Source organism: Variovorax sp. CCNWLW186, assembly GCF_037203865.1.
Lineage (GTDB): Bacteria > Pseudomonadota > Gammaproteobacteria > Burkholderiales > Burkholderiaceae_C > Variovorax.
On sequence record NZ_JBBCBO010000014.1, the window covers coordinates 1 to 18,563 of the forward strand.

At 66.4% G+C, this 18,563-nt stretch carries 23 protein-coding genes; 9 read left to right on the plus strand and 14 right to left on the minus strand.

Annotation, left to right across the window (positions count from 1 at the left end; translation table 11 throughout):
* The 10 genes from V9K97_RS17265 to flgB form a co-directional block, all read right to left on the minus strand.
* Positions 1 to 147, minus strand: a 147-nt coding sequence (locus tag V9K97_RS17265; RefSeq protein ID WP_337319701.1) for a chemotaxis protein CheW, incomplete at its 3' end; no start/stop codon positions are given.
* A 22-nt stretch (positions 148 to 169) separates the two neighbouring features.
* Positions 170 to 1,141, minus strand: coding sequence for a flagellar assembly peptidoglycan hydrolase FlgJ (gene flgJ, locus V9K97_RS17270; protein ID WP_337319538.1), 972 nt, complete (start codon positions 1,139 to 1,141; stop codon positions 170 to 172).
* Positions 1,142 to 1,149: 8 nt separating this feature from the next.
* Positions 1,150 to 2,265 carry a flagellar basal body P-ring protein FlgI gene (locus tag V9K97_RS17275; RefSeq protein WP_443303569.1) on the minus strand — a complete coding sequence of 372 codons (1,116 nt, stop codon included), beginning with the start codon at positions 2,263 to 2,265 and terminating at the stop codon, positions 1,150 to 1,152.
* Positions 2,266 to 2,269: 4 nt separating this feature from the next.
* Positions 2,270 to 2,953: a flagellar basal body L-ring protein FlgH gene (locus V9K97_RS17280; protein ID WP_337319540.1), complete on the minus strand. Its 684-nt coding sequence runs from the start codon at positions 2,951 to 2,953 to the stop codon at positions 2,270 to 2,272.
* Positions 2,950 to 3,732, minus strand: a complete 783-nt coding sequence (gene flgG / locus V9K97_RS17285; RefSeq protein WP_126746958.1) for a flagellar basal-body rod protein FlgG — start codon at positions 3,730 to 3,732, stop codon at positions 2,950 to 2,952. The genes V9K97_RS17280 and flgG overlap by 4 nt, the downstream gene beginning before the upstream one ends.
* 38 nt (positions 3,733 to 3,770) lie before the next feature.
* Positions 3,771 to 4,520 (minus strand): flagellar basal body rod protein FlgF, encoded by a 750-nt coding sequence (locus V9K97_RS17290; protein ID WP_258502134.1) that lies wholly within the window; start codon positions 4,518 to 4,520, stop codon positions 3,771 to 3,773.
* Positions 4,521 to 4,527: 7 nt separating this feature from the next.
* Positions 4,528 to 5,742 (minus strand): flagellar hook protein FlgE, encoded by a 1,215-nt coding sequence (gene flgE / locus V9K97_RS17295; protein ID WP_258502135.1) that lies wholly within the window; start codon positions 5,740 to 5,742, stop codon positions 4,528 to 4,530.
* An 89-nt stretch (positions 5,743 to 5,831) separates the two neighbouring features.
* The gene (locus tag V9K97_RS17300; protein ID WP_258502136.1) at positions 5,832 to 6,518 is read right to left on the minus strand and encodes a flagellar hook assembly protein FlgD; all 687 of its coding nucleotides are present in this window, start codon (positions 6,516 to 6,518) and stop codon (positions 5,832 to 5,834) included.
* A gap of 25 nt (positions 6,519 to 6,543) precedes the next feature.
* A complete protein-coding gene (flgC, locus tag V9K97_RS17305) occupies positions 6,544 to 6,960 on the minus strand; it encodes a flagellar basal body rod protein FlgC (RefSeq protein WP_337298497.1) in 417 nt (138 codons plus the stop codon).
* A 17-nt stretch (positions 6,961 to 6,977) separates the two neighbouring features.
* A complete protein-coding gene (flgB, locus tag V9K97_RS17310; RefSeq protein WP_157615516.1) occupies positions 6,978 to 7,382 on the minus strand; it encodes a flagellar basal body rod protein FlgB in 405 nt (134 codons plus the stop codon).
* A 162-nt stretch (positions 7,383 to 7,544) separates the two neighbouring features.
* Between flgB and flgA the strand changes: the two genes are divergently transcribed.
* From flgA to V9K97_RS17325, 3 genes are all read left to right on the plus strand, one after another.
* Positions 7,545 to 8,261, plus strand: a complete 717-nt coding sequence (flgA, locus tag V9K97_RS17315; protein WP_337319542.1) for a flagellar basal body P-ring formation chaperone FlgA — start codon at positions 7,545 to 7,547, stop codon at positions 8,259 to 8,261.
* A gap of 82 nt (positions 8,262 to 8,343) precedes the next feature.
* The gene (gene flgM, locus V9K97_RS17320) at positions 8,344 to 8,640 is read left to right on the plus strand and encodes a flagellar biosynthesis anti-sigma factor FlgM (RefSeq protein ID WP_157615518.1); all 297 of its coding nucleotides are present in this window, start codon (positions 8,344 to 8,346) and stop codon (positions 8,638 to 8,640) included.
* Between the two features lie 5 nt (positions 8,641 to 8,645).
* Entirely contained in the window at positions 8,646 to 9,092 is a 447-nt protein-coding gene (locus tag V9K97_RS17325) for a flagella synthesis protein FlgN (protein WP_337319544.1), read from the plus strand.
* 35 nt (positions 9,093 to 9,127) lie between these two features.
* Here the strand turns inward: V9K97_RS17325 and V9K97_RS17330 are convergent, their stop codons facing one another.
* Together V9K97_RS17330 and V9K97_RS17335 are read right to left on the minus strand one after the other, a co-directional pair.
* A complete protein-coding gene (locus V9K97_RS17330; RefSeq protein ID WP_258502139.1) occupies positions 9,128 to 9,904 on the minus strand; it encodes a Crp/Fnr family transcriptional regulator in 777 nt (258 codons plus the stop codon).
* 149 nt (positions 9,905 to 10,053) lie between these two features.
* Positions 10,054 to 10,332, minus strand: coding sequence for a hypothetical protein (locus V9K97_RS17335; protein ID WP_337319546.1), 279 nt, complete (start codon positions 10,330 to 10,332; stop codon positions 10,054 to 10,056).
* Between the two features lie 142 nt (positions 10,333 to 10,474).
* Between V9K97_RS17335 and hemA the strand changes: the two genes are divergently transcribed.
* The 6 genes from hemA (at position 10,475) to V9K97_RS17365 (ending at position 16,097) form a co-directional block, all read left to right on the plus strand.
* The gene (gene hemA / locus V9K97_RS17340; RefSeq protein ID WP_337319548.1) at positions 10,475 to 11,746 is read left to right on the plus strand and encodes a glutamyl-tRNA reductase; all 1,272 of its coding nucleotides are present in this window, start codon (positions 10,475 to 10,477) and stop codon (positions 11,744 to 11,746) included.
* A 99-nt stretch (positions 11,747 to 11,845) separates the two neighbouring features.
* The gene (gene prfA / locus V9K97_RS17345) at positions 11,846 to 12,934 is read left to right on the plus strand and encodes a peptide chain release factor 1 (protein ID WP_337319549.1); all 1,089 of its coding nucleotides are present in this window, start codon (positions 11,846 to 11,848) and stop codon (positions 12,932 to 12,934) included.
* Between the two features lie 2 nt (positions 12,935 to 12,936).
* On the plus strand, positions 12,937 to 13,785 hold the full coding sequence (gene prmC, locus V9K97_RS17350) for a peptide chain release factor N(5)-glutamine methyltransferase (RefSeq protein WP_337319705.1): 849 nt from the start codon (positions 12,937 to 12,939) through the stop codon (positions 13,783 to 13,785).
* A 31-nt stretch (positions 13,786 to 13,816) separates the two neighbouring features.
* On the plus strand, positions 13,817 to 14,146 hold the full coding sequence (gene grxD / locus V9K97_RS17355) for a Grx4 family monothiol glutaredoxin (protein WP_124960760.1): 330 nt from the start codon (positions 13,817 to 13,819) through the stop codon (positions 14,144 to 14,146).
* 17 nt (positions 14,147 to 14,163) lie between these two features.
* The gene (locus V9K97_RS17360) at positions 14,164 to 14,667 is read left to right on the plus strand and encodes a cupin domain-containing protein (protein WP_337319550.1); all 504 of its coding nucleotides are present in this window, start codon (positions 14,164 to 14,166) and stop codon (positions 14,665 to 14,667) included.
* A gap of 146 nt (positions 14,668 to 14,813) precedes the next feature.
* Positions 14,814 to 16,097: a hemolysin family protein gene (locus tag V9K97_RS17365; protein WP_258502144.1), complete on the plus strand. Its 1,284-nt coding sequence runs from the start codon at positions 14,814 to 14,816 to the stop codon at positions 16,095 to 16,097.
* A gap of 23 nt (positions 16,098 to 16,120) precedes the next feature.
* On the opposite strand, the gene V9K97_RS17370 is transcribed toward V9K97_RS17365, so the two are convergent.
* Positions 16,121 to 16,783 (minus strand): lytic transglycosylase domain-containing protein, encoded by a 663-nt coding sequence (locus V9K97_RS17370; protein ID WP_337319551.1) that lies wholly within the window; start codon positions 16,781 to 16,783, stop codon positions 16,121 to 16,123.
* Positions 16,780 to 18,525: a proline--tRNA ligase gene (locus tag V9K97_RS17375; RefSeq protein WP_337319552.1), complete on the minus strand. Its 1,746-nt coding sequence runs from the start codon at positions 18,523 to 18,525 to the stop codon at positions 16,780 to 16,782. Before V9K97_RS17375 ends, V9K97_RS17370 begins: the two co-directional genes overlap by 4 nt.
* Positions 18,526 to 18,563 lie beyond the last annotated feature (38 nt).

Genomic DNA, 18,563 nt, shown 5'->3' on the forward strand with positions numbered 1-18,563 from the left:
CGTCACCGCGTCGTAGCCGCGCAGCTCCTGCACCTTCTGGATGTCGATTCCGTACTCTTCCTGGCCCAGCGTGAAGGTCACGACCTCCAGCCGGCTCGAAACGGCGGACGCCGCCGCGCCGCGGTGGTTTTGTGGGGGGGCGGTCATGATCTCTGTCATATAAATTCCTTCAGCTGAACTTCTGCATGATGCGAACGAGCTTCTGCCCGTACTGGGGATCGGTTGCGTAGCCGGCCTTCTGCAGGCCGTGCGCGGCTTCGGCCGGCGTGTCGGCCGCCAGCACGTTGGCGTAGCGCGGATTGCGCGTGATGAACTTGGCGTAGTCGGTAAAGGCTTCGTCGTACGAGGCGTAGGCCCTGAACTTGGCGCGCATGCGCTGCGGTTCGCCGTCCACGTATTCGGTGGTGGTGGTTTCCACCACCGGGCCCTTCCAGCTGCGGTCGGCCTTGATGCCGAACAGGTTGAAGCTCTGCGTGCCGTCGTCGGCGCGAATTTCCCGCTTGCCCCAGCCCGATTCGAGCGCGGCCTGCGCAAGGATGAGCGGCGCGGGCACGCCGCTGGCGGCGCTGGCCACCTGCGCGGAGCCGCCCATGCGCTGCACGAAACTGTCGACATTGCCTTGCAGCGATGCGACGGCGGCCGTGGCCGGACGCTCGCTGTTGCGCTGGTAGATGCTCAGGTCGACCGATGCGGCCGGCGCCCTTGCCGGCACCGGTGAAGACGGCGCCGAGCCGAGGGGAATGCCCGACTGCGGCGTGAGCGCCATCCCGGCGACGCGAGGCGCGAGCGGCATGGCCTCCATGCCGTCTTCCGATTCAGCGCCCGACGCGCGGCTGAGCTGCGCGAGCATGGCTTCGGCCAGGCCGACGCCGCGGCCCGAGAGGTTCTGCGCCAGCTGCTGGTCGAGCATCGAGAGGTAGACCTTCTCGTCGCGGTTCTCGAGGAGGCCGCTCGAAGGCGTGGCCTCGCGCATGCTCTTGAGCACCATGTTCATGAACAGTGCCTCGAACTGCCGCGACACCTGCTTCAGGCCTTCTTCAGGCGAGGTGCGAACGGTGTGGCGCAATGCATCGACGCTCTGTACGTCGAGTGCAAGGCGCTGGTCCAGCGCGCCGCTGCTTCTGCTTTCCGTGATTGCCATGCCGGTACTCAGATGATCTCGAGCTCGGCGCGCAGCGCGCCGGCGGATTTCATGGCCTGCAGGATGGACACCAGGTCTTGCGGGTTGGCGCCCAGGCTGTTCAGGCCCTTGATCACGTCGGCCAGCGAGGCGCCGCCGCGCACCATCTGCAATGCACCGCCGCCCTGGTTGATCGAGATCTGCGAGGTTTGCCCGACCACGGTCTGACCGCCTGCGAATGCGCTGGGCTGGCTCACCACCGGTTCGGTGTTGATGACCACCGAGAGGTTGCCATGCGCCACCGCGCAGTCGTTCACACGAACCGCCTGGTTCATGACCACGGAGCCGGTGCGCGCATTGACGACCACGCGTGCCACAGCCTGAGTGGGCGTGACCTCCAGGCTTTCGAGCTGCGCGAGAAAACCGACGCGCTCCTGCGGCGCGGGGGCCTGCACATGGATCACGCGGGCATCGAGCGCCTGCGCGGTGCCGGGGCCGAACTGCCGGTTGATGGCATCGACCGCGCGCTGCACCGTGCCGAAATCGGACCGGTTGAGTTCGAGCGAGAACGTGCCCTCGCCGCCCACCGGCGCCTCGACGCCGCGCTCGACCAGCGCGCCGCCTGGAATGCGGCCCGAGCTGAGCTGGTTGATCTGCGCCTTGCTGCCGTTGGCCGATGCGCCGGCGCCGCCGACCACCATGTTGCCCTGGGCAATGGCATACACCTGCCCGTCGACGCCCTTGAGCGGCGTCATGAGCAGCGTGCCGCCCCGCAGGCTCTTGGCATTGCCCATGGACGACACCGTCACGTCGATGTTCTGCCCGGGCCGTGCGAACGAGGGCAGCGTGGCCGTGACCATGACCGCCGCCACGTTCTTCAGCTGCATGTTCACGCCCTGCGGAATCGTGATGCCGAGCTGCTGCAGCATGTTGTTCAGGCTCTGCGTGGTGAACGGCGTCTGCATGGTCTGGTCGCCGGTGCCGTCCAGGCCCACCATCAGGCCGTAGCCGATCAGCGGGTTGTCGCGCACGCCCTGGATGCTTGCCAGTTCTTTCAGCCGCTCCGCATGGGCGGGTGAATGCAGGGCCATGGCGCACAGCGCCAACAGGCCGATACGGCGCACGGTATTGCAGATGTTTTTCATGGTGCTAGAACGGCATCACGTTGAGGAAGATGCGCTGCATCCAACCCATGTGCTGCGCTTCGTCGATGTAGCCCTTGGCCGTGTATTCGATGCGTGCGTCGGCCACCAGGGTGGACGGCACGGTGTTGTTGCCCGAGACCGTGCGCGGATTCACCACGCCCGAGAACCGGATGTATTCGGTGCCCTGGTTGATGCCCATCTGCTTCTCGCCGCTGACCAGCAAGTTGCCGTTGCGCATCACGTCCACCACGGTGACCGTGATCACGCCGTTGAAGGTGTTGTTGGCGTTGGCGCCGCCCTTGGCATCGAGCTTGTTGCCGCCGGACAGCTTGGCGTCCTGCCCGTCGAGCAGCGAGCCCAGCAGCTTGGGAATGCCGCCGGCAAAGTCGGCGGCCAGGCTGCCGGTGCGGCTCGCGGTTGCGCCGGAGTTCTTGCTGGCGTTGACCCGTTCGCTGATGACGATGGTCAGGATGTCGCCCACGTTGCGCGGCCTGCGGTCTTCGAACAGCGCGCTGCCGCCGGGGCCGTCCTGGAAGATCGCGCCAGTCGCGCGCCGCGGCGCGGAAGCCACGTTCTCCGCCCGCGCCGTCATCGGCTGGTGCACCAGCGGCTCGCGCGGAACCTGCGCGCAGCCCGAGGCCAGCACGGCGGCAATCGACAGCACCAGGCGCAGGTTGAGGCGGGTCATAACTGGGCGAGGCGCTGCAGCATCTGGTCCGAGGTCTGGACCGCCTTGCTGTTGATTTCGTAGGCGCGCTGCGTGGCGATCATGTTCACCAGCTCTTCCACCACATTGACGTTCGATGCCTCGACATAGCCCTGGCTCAGGATGCCGGCGCCGTCGATGCCGGGGTTCACCTGGTTGGGTGCGCCCGATGCGTCGGTTTCGGCATAGAGGTTCTCGCCCTTGCTCTGCAGGCCGGCCGGGTTCAGGAACGTGGCCAGCTGCAGTTGGCCGACCTGCACCGTGTTGGTGGAGCCGGCCTGCGTGATCGACACGATGCCGTCGCGGCCCACCGTGAGGCTGGTGGCGTTGGCAGGCAGCGTGATGGCCGGCTGCACCGGAAAGCCGCTGGCCGTGACCAGCTGGCCGTCGCGGTCGGTCTGGAAGGAACCGTCGCGCGTGTAAGAGGTGGTGCCATCGGGCATCAGCACCTGGAAGAAGCCGCCACCGTTGATGGCAACGTCCGTCGGCTTGTCGGTCTTGGTGAGGTTGCCCTGCGAGTGGATGCGCTCGGTGGCGACCACATGCACGCCGGTGCCCACCTGCAGGCCCGAAGGCAGGCGGGTCTGGTCCGAAGTCTGGCCGCCGACCTGGCGCAGGTTCTGGTACATCAGGTCCTCGAACACGGCACGGCTTCGCTTGAAGCCCGTGGTGCCGACGTTGGCGAGGTTGTTCGACACCACGTCGAGTTGGGTCTGTTGTGCATCGAGACCGGTCTTGGCGATGTAGAGCGAGCGCATCATGGTGAAAAATTCCTTGGGAGTTATGTAGGGCGCAGGCTTCAGCCGTACGCCAGCAGCTTGTTGGCCGACTGCGCGTTGTCGTCCGCGGTGCGCATCGACTTCATCTGCATTTCGAAGCTGCGGGCGTTGGCGATCATGGCCACCATGGCCTCGACGCCGTTGACGTTGCTGCCTTCGACGGCACCGGTGGTCACCGTGACGGCGGCATCGGCTTCGGCGGGCGGCAGGCCCTCGCGCATGCGAAACAGGCCGTCGGCGCCGCGCACCAGATCGACCGTAGGCGGGTTGACCAGCTTCAGCCGGCCCACTTCGGCAATGCCGATGGCCGGATCGCCGGCGCCGCGCGCCGTAACTAGGCCGTTGGCGGCAATGGATACGGCGGAGCCGGGCGGCACCACGAGTGCGCCGGCATCGCCGAGCACTGCGCGCCCGCCCATGGTGGTGAGCTGGCCTTCGGCGTTCACCTGCAGGTTGCCCACGCGGGTGTAGGCCTCGCCGCCGTCAGGCGTCTGCACCACGAGCCAGCCGTCGCCGTGCACCGCCACATCGAGTGCGCGGCCGGTTTCGGTCAGCGGACCATGGCTGAAGTCGGCACCCGGCGTGGTGGCCACCACGTAGGAGCGTGTCGACGCTTCCGGCCCGCCGTCGGTCACGGGCACTGCGCGAAAGCTGTTGATCTGCGCGCGGAATCCGGGCGTGGAGGCGTTCGCCATGTTGTTGGCGACGGAGGCCTGTTGCTCCATGGCCTGCTTGGCGCCGCTCATCGCGACATACAGCATGCGGTCCATAAGCTACTCAGCGGATGTTGATCAGCGTCTGGACGACCTGGTCCTGCGTCTTCACCGTCTGCGCGTTGGCCTGGTAGCTGCGCTGCGCGACGATGAGGTTGACGAGCTCGGAGGTCAGGTCGACGTTGGAGGCTTCCAGCGCGCCCGAGGCGAGCGAACCCTGCTTGGTGCCGGCGCCCGGCGTGCCGGTGAGCGGCTGGCCCGAGGCCAGCGTTTCGGCCCAGACGTTCTCGCCCTTGGGCTCCAGGCCATTGGGGTTGGCGAACGAGGTCAGCACGACCTGGCCCATCAGCGTGGTCTGTTCGTTGGAGAACTTGCCGGTGATGGTGCCGTCGGGGTTGATGGAGAACGAGGTCAGCGTGCCGGAGGTGTAGCCGTCCTGCTTGAGCGCGTTGATTTCGTTGGCGTTGCCGAACTGCGTGGTGCCCGACAGGTCCACCGTGGCATTGAGCGCCACCGAGCCGTTGCCGAAGTTCATGGTCGGCAGGGTGATCGAGCCGCCCGCCGGCGTGAGCAGGTTGCCGTTGCCGTCGAAGGTCATCGTGGAGATCGGCGCGCCGCCGTTGAGCGCGGCGCCGTCGGCCGCGCCGTAGACGTTCCAGGCATTGGCGCCTGTTTTCACGAAGAAGACGCCGAGCTCATGCGGGCTGCCGAGCGAATCGAAAATCGGCCCGAGCGCGTTCGAATAGTTGAAGGTGTCCGAATCGGTGGGAGAGAACGGCGTCTTGGTGGGCACCGTGCCGCGCATGTCCAGGTTGAAGCGGGCTTCGATGGCGGTGGTGGCCTTGGGGTTCATGGCCGTGGTCTGGACCTGCAGCGGGCCCGGCGTGCCGCCGTCGAGGCCGCCCGTGGCGGAAACGCCATAGCCGGTGAGGCGCAGGCCGGCGGCATTGACGATGAAGCCATCCTTGTCGCGCGTGAACTGGCCATTGCGCGAATACATCACCTCACCGCTCGGGCTGCTGAGCCGGAAGAAGCCGTCGCCGTTGAGGATGGCGATGTCCAGCGGCCGGCTGCTGGTTTGCACCGAGCCCTGGGTGAAGTTCTGCACGATGCCCGACACCGCAACGCCGAGACCGACGCGCGAGCCTGCATACACGTCCTGGAACGTTGCCGCGCCCGATTTGAAGCCGACAGTGTTGGAGTTGGCGATGTTGTTGCCGATGACGTCCAGGTTGGCGGCGGCTGCGGACAAGCCGCTGATACCTTGGGAAAAGCCCATGATCGAATCCTTGTTTCAGTGCGAGGAAGAAATGGAAGCGGCTCGCGGCGCCAAGGCCGCTGCCAATGAAAAACACATGCGGGAGGTACTCAGAGGAACATGCGCACATCGGCCAGGCCGATGCTGTTGCCCGACATCAGCTCGAGGGTGATGCCGTCGGCGCCTTGCTTGACTGCCGCCACTTGCGAGAAGACCAGCGAGGTGGCTTTCACGTCGGTGCCGTTGTTGCTGGCCGAAACCGTGAAGGTGTACGAACCGGGCGCTGCCACGGTGCCGTCGTCGGCCTTGCCGTCCCAGCTCACGGCGTTGACGCCTTCGGTCATCGAGCCGAGCGACATGGTGCGCACCGTGTGGCCGGCGGCATTGACGATCTTCACTTCGACCTCGCCGGCCGTGCCGGGCAGCTGCACCGCAAAGGGCACGGCCGCCGGCTCTTCGCCGGCCTTCGGTTCGGTGGTGCCGATGGTGTTGCCGGGCGACAGCACGTTGTAGCCGATGAGAGACGCCGCCTGCAGCACCTGGTTGGCACCGGTCTGGTTGACCAGGCCGTTCAGCGCCGTGTTGAGCCGCTCGATGCCGCTCACGGTGCTCATCTGCGCGAGCTGGGAGGTGAGCTCCGCGTTCTCCATCGGGTTGAGCGGGTCCTGGTTGTTGAGCTGCGTCACCAGCAGCTTCAGGAAGCGCTGTTCGCTGTCCACCTCGGAGGTATTGCCCGCGCTGGATGCGGCGGTGGCTGCGTTGAGCCCGGAGATGGAGGAAGTGTCGGAAATGGCCATGGCTTGTTGTGTGGGTGTACGGGGGTTACTGGCCGATGCTCAGCGTCTTGACCATGAGGGTCTTGGCGGTGTTCAGCACCTCGACGTTGGCCTGGTAGTTGCGCGAGGCGGAGATCATGTTGGTCATCTCCTCGACCACGTTGACGTTGGGCATCGACACGTAGCCTTCGGGGTTCGCATGCGGGTTCTTCGGGTCGAAGACCATCTTCAGCGGCGAGGCGTCTTCAACGACGCGCGCGACCTTGACGCCGCCGATGTCCTGCTGCCCGGAGGCGGCCACTTCGAACACGACCTGCTTGGCGCGGTAGGGCTTGCCGTCGGGACCGGCCACGCTTTCGGCGTTGGCGAGGTTGCTCGCGGTCACGTTCATGCGCTGCGACTGCGCGGACATGGCGGAGCCCGCCACGCTGAAGATGTTCATGGATGCGCTGGGATGCGGCATGCGTAGCTCTCCTGTGCTTATTGCGCCGCGGCGAGCAGCGACTTGATCTTGGCGCTGACCACCGTGAGGTTGGCCTCGTAGCGCAGCGCGTTGTCGGCGAAGTTGATGCGCTCGGCATCCATCTCGACGGTGTTGCCGTCGATGCTGGGCTGGCTCGGCACGCGGTACAGCAGGTCGCGGTCGGGCATCGAGGAGGCCTGGCCCTGGATGTGGCGCGACGAGGTAGCGGCCATCTGCACCGACTGCCCTCCGCGCCCCTGCTCTACCGCCTGCGTGAGGCGGCTGGCGAAGTCGAAGTCACGCGCCTTGTAGTTGGGCGTGTCCGCGTGTGCGATGTTGGCGGCCAGCACTTCCTGGCGCTGTGTCCGAAGATTGAGTGCTTCGCGGTTGAAGCGCAGTGCCGCGTCCAGCTTGTCGATCATGTGTTTCCATCATTTGTGGCATCGCGTCCCTGGCGGGCATGGCGACTGATGGAAAGCGAGTCTATGCATGCACTGCTTTCGCAATGGGCCGAACAAAGGGGGATTTGGGGTGCACTTCGAATCTTCGGATCGGGTGCGTCTTCCTAGAATTGCCAGGCACCCATGATGGAAAAACCCCACTCCCACAAGCGCCTCCTGAAGATCGTGCTGCCAGCCTTGGCGGCAGGATTCGCGGCGGCCACATCCGTTGCCGCGGCGCCACTTGAAGGCGACGCGCGCGCCGCCGTGGACAAGTTGCTGCAGGCGCAGACCGCCGGGTTGCCGGGCAAGGTCGGCATCCGCGTGGAGGCGCCCGGCTCCGGCCCGCTGCCGCCCTGCGATGCGCTCGAGGCTTTTCTGCCTCGCGGCGCCGCGGCCTGGGGCCGCGTGTCGGTCGGCCTGCGTTGCCATTCGGACCAGAAGCCATGGACCCGCTTCGTGCTGGCCCACGTCGCGGTCGAAGGGCGCTACTTCGTCGCGCTGCGGAACATCGAAACCGGAAAGGCCCTGGCCGCGGGCGACTTTGCCGCGCGCAACGGCGATCTCACCGCCCTGCCCCGCTCCGTCGTCACGGACGCCGCGGAGCTCGAAGGCGTGGTGGCGGCCAATCGCATTGCATCGGGGGCGCCGCTGCGGCGCGAATTGGTGCGCGGCGTGGCCGTGATCCAGCAGGGCCAGACGGTGAAGGTGGTTGCCGAGGGACCGGGCTACAGTGTCAGTACCGAAGCCCGGGCGATGACCAGCGCCGGGGCGGGCTCCACAGTGCGGGCCAAGACCCTGGACGGCCGCCTGGTCAGCGGCGTGGCCGACGAGGAAGGCCAGATCCGGCTGGCGCAGTAGCCGAATTCACCGCGCAATGCGCCAAGCCCTAAAGTTTTGGCCCGACCTGCCGATACACAAGGCAGCCCTTTGAGGAACCATCTTGAAAATCGATCCATCCGCCCCTTCGGCCACCCTGCTCACCCGAACCAGCAAGGGCGCATCGTCATCGCCAGCCAGCGGCACCGAGGCCGTCCAGGGCGGCAAGGACGTGGTGCAGCTCTCGTCGGGCCAGGTGCATTCGCTGCCCGACGCGCCCAACGCCGACTTCGACGCTGCGCGCGTGGCGGCCATCCGCGAGGACATCCGGGCCGGGCGCTATGAAATTCATCCCGAGCGGATCGCCCGCGGCCTGCTGAGCAGCGTGCGCGAACTCCTGCACGAAAACGGAAAGCTGTGAGCACCATGCTGGTTCACCTGCTGGCGGAGAAGTCCTGCGTGGAGGAATTCCTGGCCCTGCTCGACCAGGAAGCGGACGCCATGAAGAACGGCCGCTTCGCGGAGCTGCCCCAGCTGACCGAACGCAAGACAGGCCTGCTCGACCGCATGGCGGCACTCGACCAGGCCCGCGAGTCGGCCCAGGTCGCGCGCGGATTCGAACCCGGCCGCACGGGCGCCGATGCGGCCGCGGCCGCCGACGGCGAAGCGTCGCTCGCCGCGTGGACGGCACTGGTCGAGCTTGCGGAGCAAGCCAGGGCGGACAACCGCCGCAACGGTTCGATGGTGTACAGCCAGCTGGATTTCACGCAGAACGCGCTGCACTACCTGCAGGCCAGCGCCCAGCCTTTCTACGGGCCGGACGGCATCCGCAAATCCGCAAGCGGCACGGGAACCCGGCTGGCGGTCGGCTAGCCAGGGACACCAGGCAGCGGCCGCCTCGAGCGGCCTCAGCCCTTGCGGGGTTTGCCCGACTTGGGCGCCTCGAACAATTCCGAAAAGAACGATGGGCCCACCTCGCCGGGCGGGTTCGCGGGCGGGCTCGGAGGGCTCGCCTCGCCGGGCGCAAGCTCCTGGAAGTCCGACGACGCGAAGTGCGGCGGAACGTAGACCCCGTGCTCGTCGCGCCTGACCAGGCCGCGGCGTTCCAGGTCCCGCATGGTCTTGTTGACCTGCATCCTGGAAAGCCCTGAATAAGAAGCGATGACCGACTGGGTGATGCGCTTGTCGTAGCCGCCGCCGGTGCCGGGGGCCAGCACCGTGAGCTCATGCAGGATGCGGCTGATAAGCCGCTCGGACGAGGCCGAGGAAATCTGCCGGATCTGCCTGCGCAGCACCGTGGTGCGCTTCATCACCACTTCGAGCAGCCCCATGGTCACGGCAGGGTGCCGCTCGCACAGGGCGCGCAGCTCCAGCGTGGGCACAAGGTAGAGAGAGGTGGGCAATGCCGCAATCAGCATGGCGCCGGGCTGGTAGCGCTCCTCGATGGGGGCGGCATTCAGGAAGAGATCGTCCTGGCGGATGAAGTCGGTGGTGACATCGCCGCTGTCTTCGCTGCCTTGCACCACCACCCGCAGCAGGCCGGTGGCAACGCAGTACACACGGTCGGTCCAGTCATCCGCACCCAGCACGACCTCGTTTCGGCGGTAGGAACGAAGTTCGATGCGCTGGACAAACGCTGCCCGTTCTTCCTGGGGAACGCTGGCAATAAGAGGATGCAAATACATCTATACCGTCCGTGGGCCGTCTTGCCAATGCATGCTCAAGGCAGTTTGCCCAAAATCGTTCTCAAGTGTGAAAAATTACCACTCCAATTAATATATTAACCTAAGTAACATCTTGACACGCAAGGCGTAACAATTGTTTCCCTACTGACCTATTTCCGCCAACTTTTCGAGACCGTCCACTGACTTGTAGCGCAGGCCGCGACAAGCACTGCGTAGGTGATCATCGCGCCATCGCGACCAGAAAAGACCAGCCCGCCCACGAGCGCCATCACCCCCACGCCGAAGTTGATTGCCCCCTGGACCCACCAGGATGGCGCACCTGCCGCGCGGCGGCCGAAAACCCGGCCCGCCAGCGCGCAGATGAACCCGACGGCCAAGGCAGGCGCCACGAAGTTGAGCAGGTGGTTGAGTAGATCCAAGAGGGACATGGAGGGGGAAAGTAAAGGGAGGAGTCGAGGCGAGGACCGCCAGATAAAGCCAAGGGCGCCCGCGGCGCCCTTTCGTGTTGCTGGTTATGCGGCAAACCCCTCGGCAGCCGCGCAGCTCCTGCTGATTTTATAATCAGGAGATATGTCAGTCTGGACCCTCGGGTTGAACCACACGACCGCGCCGCTCGATCTGCGCGGTCGTTTTGCGTTCGCGCTCGATCAGATGGCGCCCACGCTGCAGAGTCTGCGCAGTTCGTTCGCCACCGGCCGCCATCCGCAGGTCGAGGCCGCGATCATCTCGACCTGCAACCGCACCGAGATCTATTGCGCCGCCGAACACGCCGCGCTCGACCACACGGTGGGCTGGCTGGCCGAGAACGGCGGGGTGGCGCCCGCGCTGCTGCGCTCGCACTCCTACACGCTGCACGACGACGAGGCCGCGCGCCATGCGTTCCGCGTGGCCAGCGGGCTCGACTCCATGGTGCTGGGCGAAGCGCAGATCCTCGGCCAGATGAAAGACGCCGTGCGCGCGGCCGAAACCGCCGGCGCGCTCGGCAGCACGCTCAACCAGCTGTTCCAGCGTTCTTTCGCGGTTGCCAAAGAGGTGCGCACCGCCACCGAGATCGGCGCGCATTCCATCAGCATGGCGGCCGCCGCGGTCCGGCTGGCCGGGCAGCTCTTCGAAGACCTGCACCAGACGCGCGTTCTGTTCGTGGGCGCGGGCGAAATGATCGACCTGGCCGCCACGCACTTCGCGGCCAAGGACCCGAAGTCGATCGCCATTGCCAACCGCACGCTGGAGCGCGGCGAAAAGCTGGCCTCGCGCTTCGGCGGCGAGGCCATGCGGCTGGCCGACCTGCCGAACCGGCTTGCGGAATTCGACATCGTGGTGAGCTGCACCGCGAGCACGCTGCCGATCATCGGCCTGGGTGCCGTGGAGCGCGCGCTGAAGGCCCGCAAGCACCGCCCGATGTTCATGGTCGACCTGGCGGTGCCGCGCGACATCGAGCCCGAAGTGAAAGCGCTCGAAGACATCTATCTCTACACCGTGGACGACCTCGCCCAGGTGGTGCAGCAGGGCCAGGCCAACCGGCAGGCCGCGGTGGCGCAGGCCGAGGTCATCATCGACGCCGGCGTGCAGAGCTTCATGCACTGGCTGCGCCAGCGCGGCACGGTGCCGCTCATTCAGCAGCTCAACGCCCAGACCGACGAGTGGCGCGCCGCAGAGATGGCGCGCGCGCGCAAGCTGCTGGCCAAGGGCGAACCGGTCGACGCGGTGCTCGAGGCCATGTCGCGCGGGCTCACGCAAAAGATGCTGCACGGCGCGCTGGCCGAACTGCATGCGGGCGATGCAACTTCGCGCGAACAGACGGCCCAGACGATTTCGCGGCTCTTCCTGCGCAAAGAGCGTTAGCGACGCTTGCCGCAGCCGGCCCCGGCCCGTTGCCGCGGCCATCCCGCGCCTTGCCGCCGCGAGCCGCGCTCCCTCCTTTTTTTTCGGCCCCTTTTCGACGTGAAACCATTTCTGCGCCACCAACTCGAGCGCTACGCGCAGCGCCTCGGCGAACTCGACTTTCTGCTGTCGCGCGAAGACATCATGAGCGACATGGCGCAGTACCGCACCATCTCGCGCGAGCATGCCGAAATCACGCAGATCGCGGGCCGCTACGAACGCTACAAGCAGCGCGAAGCCGACATTGCCGGAGCGCGCGAAATGCTCGACGACCCCGACATGGCCGAGATGGCACGGGAAGAAATTGCGGGTGCCGAGGCCGAGCTGACCCAACTCGAGGAAGAACTGCAGCGCCTGCTGCTGCCCAAGGACCCGGACGATGCGCGCAACGCATTCCTCGAAATTCGCGCCGGTACGGGCGGCGACGAATCGGCGCTGTTCGCTGGCGACCTGCTGCGCATGTACACGCGCTATTGCGAGCGCGCCGGCTGGCGCTGCGAGGTGGTGAGCGAGAGCGAAAGCGAGCTCGGCGGCTACAAGGAAGTGGTGATCCGCATCGTCGGCGACGACGTGTTCGGGCACCTGCGCTTCGAGTCGGGCGGCCACCGCGTGCAGCGCGTGCCGGCCACCGAAACCCAGGGGCGCATTCACACCAGCGCCTGCACGGTGGCCGTGCTCGCCGAGCCCGACGAAACGGTGGCGGTGCAGATCAACCCGGCCGACCTGCGCATCGATACCTACCGCGCGAGCGGCGCCGGCGGCCAGCACATCAACAAAACCGATTCGGCGGTGCGCATCACGCACATTCCGACCGGCATCGTGGCCGAGTGCCAGGACGACCGCAGCCAGCACCGCAACAAGGCCAAGGCGCTGCAGGTGCTCTCGGCGCGCATCCAGGAGAAGGAGCGCAGCGAGCGCGCCGCCAAGGATGCGGCCATGCGCAAGGGCCTGATCGGCAGCGGCGACCGCTCGGACCGCATTCGCACCTACAACTTTCCGCAGGGCCGGCTCACCGACCACCGCATCAATCTCACGCTCTACAAGCTGCTGGCGATCATGGAGGGCGACCTCGGCGACGTGCTGGACGCCCTGCGCGCGGCGCGCGAGGCCGAGCAGCTGGCCGAGCTCGAATCGAGCCTGCCGGCGTGACGATGAAGACCGCCACCACGCCTTCCACCGTGGCGCAGGCGCTGGCTGCGGCGGTGGCGCTGGGCATCGACAGGCTCGATGCCCAGTTGCTGTTGCTGCATGCGCTGGGCCGTGCGCCGCACGACCGCGCGTGGCTGCTGGCGCACGACACCGATGCGATGTCCGATGCGGCGTGGTCCATGCTCTCGGAACGGCTGTCGCGCCGGCGGAAGGGCGAGCCGGTGGCCTACCTGCTCGGCGAAAAGGAATTTCACGGCCTCTCGCTGCAAGTGGACGCGCGGGTGCTGGTGCCGCGCCCCGACACCGAAACGCTGGTCGACTGGGCACTGGAATGCCTCGAAGGCCGTGATGCCCCGCGCGTGCTCGACCTGGGCACCGGCAGCGGGGCCATCGCGCTGGCGCTGCAGCATGCGCGGCCGGACGCGCAGGTCGACGCGGTCGATGCCAGCGCCGACGCACTGGCCGTCGCCCAGGCCAATGCCGAGCGCCTCGGCCTTCCGGTGCGGTTCAGCCAGGCGAACTGGCTGGAGGGCGCGGCCCACGGCTACACGGTCATTGCCAGCAATCCGCCTTACATCGCCATTGACGATCCGCATCTGCCCGCGCTGCGGCACGAGCCCCCGGCCGCGCTGGTTGCAGGGGCCGACGGGCTCGACGACATCCGCCAGATCGTGCAGAACGCGCCCTCACACCTCGCAGAAGGCGGCTGGCTGCTGCTGGAACACGGCCATGACCAGGCCGCGGCCGTGCGCCAGTTGCTGGAAACACGCGGTTTCGCGGAAGTCCAAAGCCGCGATGACCTTGCCGGCATCGCGCGCTGTTCCGGCGGAATCTGGCGCCCGGTGAAATAATCCCCTCAAGCCCACTTTTTCAGGAGTCCCCATGTCCGACGCTCAACAACGCATCGACGATCTCGTCAAGACCAACGACCTCGTGCTCTTCATGAAGGGCAACGCGAGCTTTCCGATGTGCGGCTTTTCGGGCCGCGCGATCCAGATCCTCAAGGCGGTCGGCGTCGACACCAAGACGCTCAAGACGGTCAACGTGCTCGAAGACGACGGCATCCGCCAGGGCATCAAGGAATACAGCAACTGGCCGACGATTCCCCAGCTCTACGTGAAGGGCGAATTCGTGGGCGGCTCGGACATCATGATGGAGATGTACGAATCGGGCGAGCTGCAGCAAGTGCTGGGCGGCAGCAACCCCGCCTGATTCTTTTCAGGCCCGCCATGAGCCACGACCACGAAGGCCACTCGCACGATGGCGCTTCGGCGCCGGCCTGGAAGCACGACGGCGTGCGCGTGGTCGCGGCCAACCAGCTCGACGTCAACACGGCCCAGACGCCCGGCATGAACCGGGCGGCAGCCATCAACTTTGCCCGCGTCGGTGCGCAGAAGCTGTGGGCCGGCACCGTCACCATCCATGCCGACGCCAAGACCGGCGCGCATCACCACGGGCCTCTCGAATCGGTGATCTATGTCGTGCGCGGCCGCGCGCGCATGCGCTGGGGCGAAAAGCTCGAGTTCACGGCCGAAGCCGGACCGGGCGACTTCATCTACGTGCCGCCCTACGTGCCGCACCAGGAAATCAACGCCAGCGCGACCGAGCCGCTCGAGTGCGTGCTGTGCCGCAGCGACGGCGAGGCCGTGGCCGTCAATCTCGACATCGAGCCGGTGGAAAAACCGGAATCGGTGCTCTGGGTCGATCCAACGCACCCTCACGGTGGGATGTAGGCTCTCCCCCCAGGCTGCACGCACTGCGTGTCGCTTCTCCCTCCCCCTTTCCGGGGGCAACACCAGCGGCCCGGCAAAGCCGGTTCCGCGGTGTTCGCTGGAACGTGCCCGGGCCATGGCACCATGGCACTCTTCGAAGTGCCACCATGACCCTGACCCAAAGCCTGCTCATCATCGTCTTTCTGATCGCGATGAGCGCATTCTTCTCACTTGCCGAGATCACTCTTGCCGCCTCGCGGCGCCTGCGCCTGCGCCAGATGGCCGACGACGGCGACCCGCGGGCCGAGCGCGTGCTGCGCGTGCAGGAGCAGCCGGGCCACTACTTCACGGTGGTGCAGATCGGGCTCAACGCGGTGGCCATCCTCGGTGGCGTGGTGGGTGAGGGCTCGCTCAGCCCGTACTTCGCGCGCTTCTTCGAGAACTGGATGAGTGTGGAAGCCTCGGCGAACGTGGCTTTCCTGTGCTCGTTCGTGATCGTCATCGCGGTGTTCCTGGTTTTCGCCGACCTGTTTCCCAAGCGGCTCGGCATGAGCAACCCGGAGCACATCGCCGTGCGCATGGTCGGGCCGATGCTGCTGCTGATCACGGCGTTCAAGCCGCTGGTGTGGCTGTTCACGCGTTCGACCGACATGCTTTTCAAGGTGCTGGGCATGCCGCTCGTGCGCGACGACAAGATCACCTCGGCCGACATCCTGGCCATGACCGAGGCCGGCGCGCGCGCGGGCGTGCTCGCGGTGCGCGAGCAACAGGTGATCGCCAATGTGTTCGAACTGGACACGCGCCTGGTGAGCAGCGTGATGACGGTGCGCGACAACATCGCCTGGTTTCTGCACGACGACCCGGAGTCGGTGCTGCGCGCGCGCATCGTGGCCGAGCCTTTCTCGGCCTACCCGGTGTGCGACGGCGACATCGACCACGTGCTCGGGTATGTCGATGCGAAGGACATGTTCCAGCGCGTGCTGAGCGGGCAGCCGCTGGCCTTCGACAAGGGGCTGCCGCTGCACAAGGCGTTGGTCATTCCCGACCGGCTGTCGCTCACCGAAGTGCTCGAGCAGTTCCAGCAGGCGCATGAAGACTTCGCGATCATCGTCAATGAATACAGCCTGGTGGTGGGCGTAATCACGCTCAACGACGTGATGAGCACGGTGATGGGCGACCTGGTGTCGCTGCCGGACGAAGAGCAGATCGTGAAGCGCGACGAGAATTCGTGGCTGATCGACGGCGTGACACCGATCCAGGATGTGCAGCGCGCATTGCACATCGACGAGCTGCCGCATTCGGACGAATACGAAACCCTGGCGGGCTTCCTGATGGTGATGCTGCGCCGCGTGCCCAAGCGCACCGACAGCGTGAGCTGGGGCGGCTACACCTTCGAGGTGATGGACGTCGACAGCTACCGCATTGACCAGGTAATGGTCACACGCACTTAGCTCGCCCCCGTCTTCGCGCAGGATCAGGCGGCTGCGCGGTCTCTCTCCACGAAGGTCCAGAGGCGCTGGTTGGCGAATACGGCGTTGGGGTACGGCGACTTGCCGCGGCTGCCGTTGTAGCGGCCGAGAGTCATGTACAGGTCGCCCTTCTCGCGGTCGAGATAGTGGCGCAGGATGACGCAGCCGAAGCGCAGGTTGGTCTGCATGTGGAACAGCTTGGCGGGGTCGCTGTCGCCGATCACGCGGGTCCAGAACGGCATGACCTGCATGTAGCCCCGCGCACCGGCGCTGGACACCGCGAACTTGCGGAAGTTGCTCTCGACCTGGATGAGCCCCAGCACCAGGCTCACGTCGAGGCCGGAGCGCTTGGCTTCATACCAGACGGTCTGCAGGAACTCCTTGCGCGTGGGCCAGTCGGCAATCTTCTTCTTGAGGCGCTCGCTCATTTCGCCGAGCCAGCGCAGATAGTTCAAGCGGGCTTCGGTGCTCGAAAACTCGGGAACCGGCGGCGCCTTGTTGTGGATGGCCGAACTCAGCGCGGTGCGCACCGAGTCGATCAGCGGCTCTTCGATCTGCGCGCCGGCGTGGGCGGCCTGCGGCAGCGACAGCGACAGCGCCGCCAGCGCGCTCGCCGCCGCGGCGACGCCCAGGCACTGGCGTCGCGAGAGGCCGCCCTCCACGCTCATTTCGCGAGCTTGCCGGTGATGAACTCGGCGATGCCGGCGGCCGGCACCTTGGTGGCCGCGGTGTCGCGTCGATGCTGGTATTCCAGCTGGCCTTCCTTGAGGCCGCGGTCGGAAATGACCACGCGGTGCGGCACGCCGATCAGCTCCCAGTCGGCGAACATCGCGCCCGGGCGTTCGCCCCGGTCGTCCAGAAGCACGTCGACGCCAGCTTCGAGCAGTTGCTCGTAGAGCGCCTCGGCGGCCACCTTGACCTCGGGGCTACGATCCATGCCGATGGGGCAGACCACCACGGTGAACGGCGCCAGCGCGTCGGGCCAGATGATGCCGCGCTCGTCGTGGTTCTGTTCGATGGCGGCGGCGGGCAGGCGCGTGATGCCGATGCCGTAGCAGCCCATCTCGAGAAACTGCGGCTTGCCGGCTTCGTCAAGATAGGTGGCGTTCATGTCCTTGCTGTACTTGGTGCCGAGCACGAACACATGGCCGACCTCGATGCCGCGCTCGATGGCGAGCACGCCCTTGCCGTCGGGCGAGGCGTCGCCGGCCACCACGTTGCGCAGGTCGGCCACGAGCTCGGGCTCGGGCAGGTCGCGGCCCCAGTTGACGCCGGTCATGTGGAAGTCGATCTCATTGGCGCCGGTGATCCAGTCGGCCATGACGGCGACTTCGCGGTCTGCCACGAGCTTGACGGCCTTCTTGAGGTTCAGCGGGCCCAGGTAGCCGGGCTTGCAGCCGAAGTGGTCTTCGATCTCGGCCAGGGTCGCGAAGCGGAAGCCCTTGTCCAGGCCCGGCACCTTGCTGACCTTGATCTCGTTCATGTCGTGGTCGCCGCGCAGGAGCAGCAGCCACACCTGCGAGCCCTTCAGGTTGCCGGTCTCATCGACGATGTCGGTTGCCAGCACCAGCGATTTGACGGTGGTCGAGAGCGGCACGCCGAGCAGCTCGGCCACATCGGCGCAGGTGCTCTTGCCGGGGGTGGGCGTTTTCTCGAGCGCCTTGGCCGCGGCCGGGCGTGGGCCGGCCGGGGGCAACGCCTCGGCCTTTTCCATGTTGGCGGCGTAATTGCTCTCGGGGCAATAGACGATGGCGTCTTCGCCGGTGGCGGCAATCACCTGGAACTCTTCGCTCAGGTCGCCGCCGATGGCGCCGCTGTCGGCCGCCACGGCACGGTAGCGCAGGCCAAAGCGGTCGAAGATGCGGCGATACGCATCGGCCATGACCTGGTAGCTGGCCTTGGCGGCGTCCAGGTCGCGGTCGAAGCTGTAGGCGTCCTTCATGATGAACTCGCGCCCACGCATGAGGCCGAAGCGCGGACGGCGCTCATCGCGGAACTTGGTCTGGATCTGGTAGAAATTCTTCGGCAGCTGCTTGTAGCTGCGGATTTCCTGGCGCGCGATGTCGGTCACCACTTCTTCGCTGGTCGGCTGGACCACGAAGTCGCGGTCGTGCCGGTCCTTGATGCGCAGCAGCTCGGGGCCCATCTTGTCGAAGCGGCCGGTCTCCTGCCAAAACTCGGCCGGCTGCACCACGGGCATCGTGAGCTCGACGGCGCCGGCGCGGTTCATTTCCTCGCGCACGATGGCCTCGACCTTGCGGATCACACGCAGGCCCATGGGCATGTACGTATAGATGCCGGTGCCGAGCTTCTTGATCATGCCGGCGCGCATCATGAGCCGATGGCTCGCGACTTCGGCGTCGGCCGGCGCTTCCTTGAGGGTGGAGACAAAAAATCGGGAAGCTTTCATCGGGATCGCGCTGGTGGATTCAAAGTCGTAGGGAAAAC

Coding starts and splice junctions, on each gene's coding strand:
- flgJ (WP_337319538.1), bottom strand. CDS start 1,141: ATGGCAATCACGGAAAGCAGAAGCAGCGGCGCGCTGGACCAGCGCCTT.
- V9K97_RS17275 (WP_443303569.1), bottom strand. CDS start 2,265: ATGAAAAACATCTGCAATACCGTGCGCCGTATCGGCCTGTTGGCGCTG.
- V9K97_RS17280 (WP_337319540.1), bottom strand. CDS start 2,953: ATGACCCGCCTCAACCTGCGCCTGGTGCTGTCGATTGCCGCCGTGCTG.
- flgG (WP_126746958.1), bottom strand. CDS start 3,732: ATGATGCGCTCGCTCTACATCGCCAAGACCGGTCTCGATGCACAACAG.
- V9K97_RS17290 (WP_258502134.1), bottom strand. CDS start 4,520: ATGGACCGCATGCTGTATGTCGCGATGAGCGGCGCCAAGCAGGCCATG.
- flgE (WP_258502135.1), bottom strand. CDS start 5,742: ATGGGCTTTTCCCAAGGTATCAGCGGCTTGTCCGCAGCCGCCGCCAAC.
- V9K97_RS17300 (WP_258502136.1), bottom strand. CDS start 6,518: ATGGCCATTTCCGACACTTCCTCCATCTCCGGGCTCAACGCAGCCACC.
- flgC (WP_337298497.1), bottom strand. CDS start 6,960: ATGCCGCATCCCAGCGCATCCATGAACATCTTCAGCGTGGCGGGCTCC.
- flgB (WP_157615516.1), bottom strand. CDS start 7,382: ATGATCGACAAGCTGGACGCGGCACTGCGCTTCAACCGCGAAGCACTC.
- flgA (WP_337319542.1), top strand. CDS start 7,545: ATGATGGAAAAACCCCACTCCCACAAGCGCCTCCTGAAGATCGTGCTG.
- V9K97_RS17325 (WP_337319544.1), top strand. CDS start 8,646: ATGCTGGTTCACCTGCTGGCGGAGAAGTCCTGCGTGGAGGAATTCCTG.
- V9K97_RS17330 (WP_258502139.1), bottom strand. CDS start 9,904: ATGTATTTGCATCCTCTTATTGCCAGCGTTCCCCAGGAAGAACGGGCA.
- V9K97_RS17335 (WP_337319546.1), bottom strand. CDS start 10,332: ATGTCCCTCTTGGATCTACTCAACCACCTGCTCAACTTCGTGGCGCCT.
- hemA (WP_337319548.1), top strand. CDS start 10,475: ATGTCAGTCTGGACCCTCGGGTTGAACCACACGACCGCGCCGCTCGAT.
- prmC (WP_337319705.1), top strand. CDS start 12,937: ATGAAGACCGCCACCACGCCTTCCACCGTGGCGCAGGCGCTGGCTGCG.
- grxD (WP_124960760.1), top strand. CDS start 13,817: ATGTCCGACGCTCAACAACGCATCGACGATCTCGTCAAGACCAACGAC.
- V9K97_RS17360 (WP_337319550.1), top strand. CDS start 14,164: ATGAGCCACGACCACGAAGGCCACTCGCACGATGGCGCTTCGGCGCCG.
- V9K97_RS17365 (WP_258502144.1), top strand. CDS start 14,814: ATGACCCTGACCCAAAGCCTGCTCATCATCGTCTTTCTGATCGCGATG.
- V9K97_RS17370 (WP_337319551.1), bottom strand. CDS start 16,783: ATGAGCGTGGAGGGCGGCCTCTCGCGACGCCAGTGCCTGGGCGTCGCC.
- V9K97_RS17375 (WP_337319552.1), bottom strand. CDS start 18,525: ATGAAAGCTTCCCGATTTTTTGTCTCCACCCTCAAGGAAGCGCCGGCC.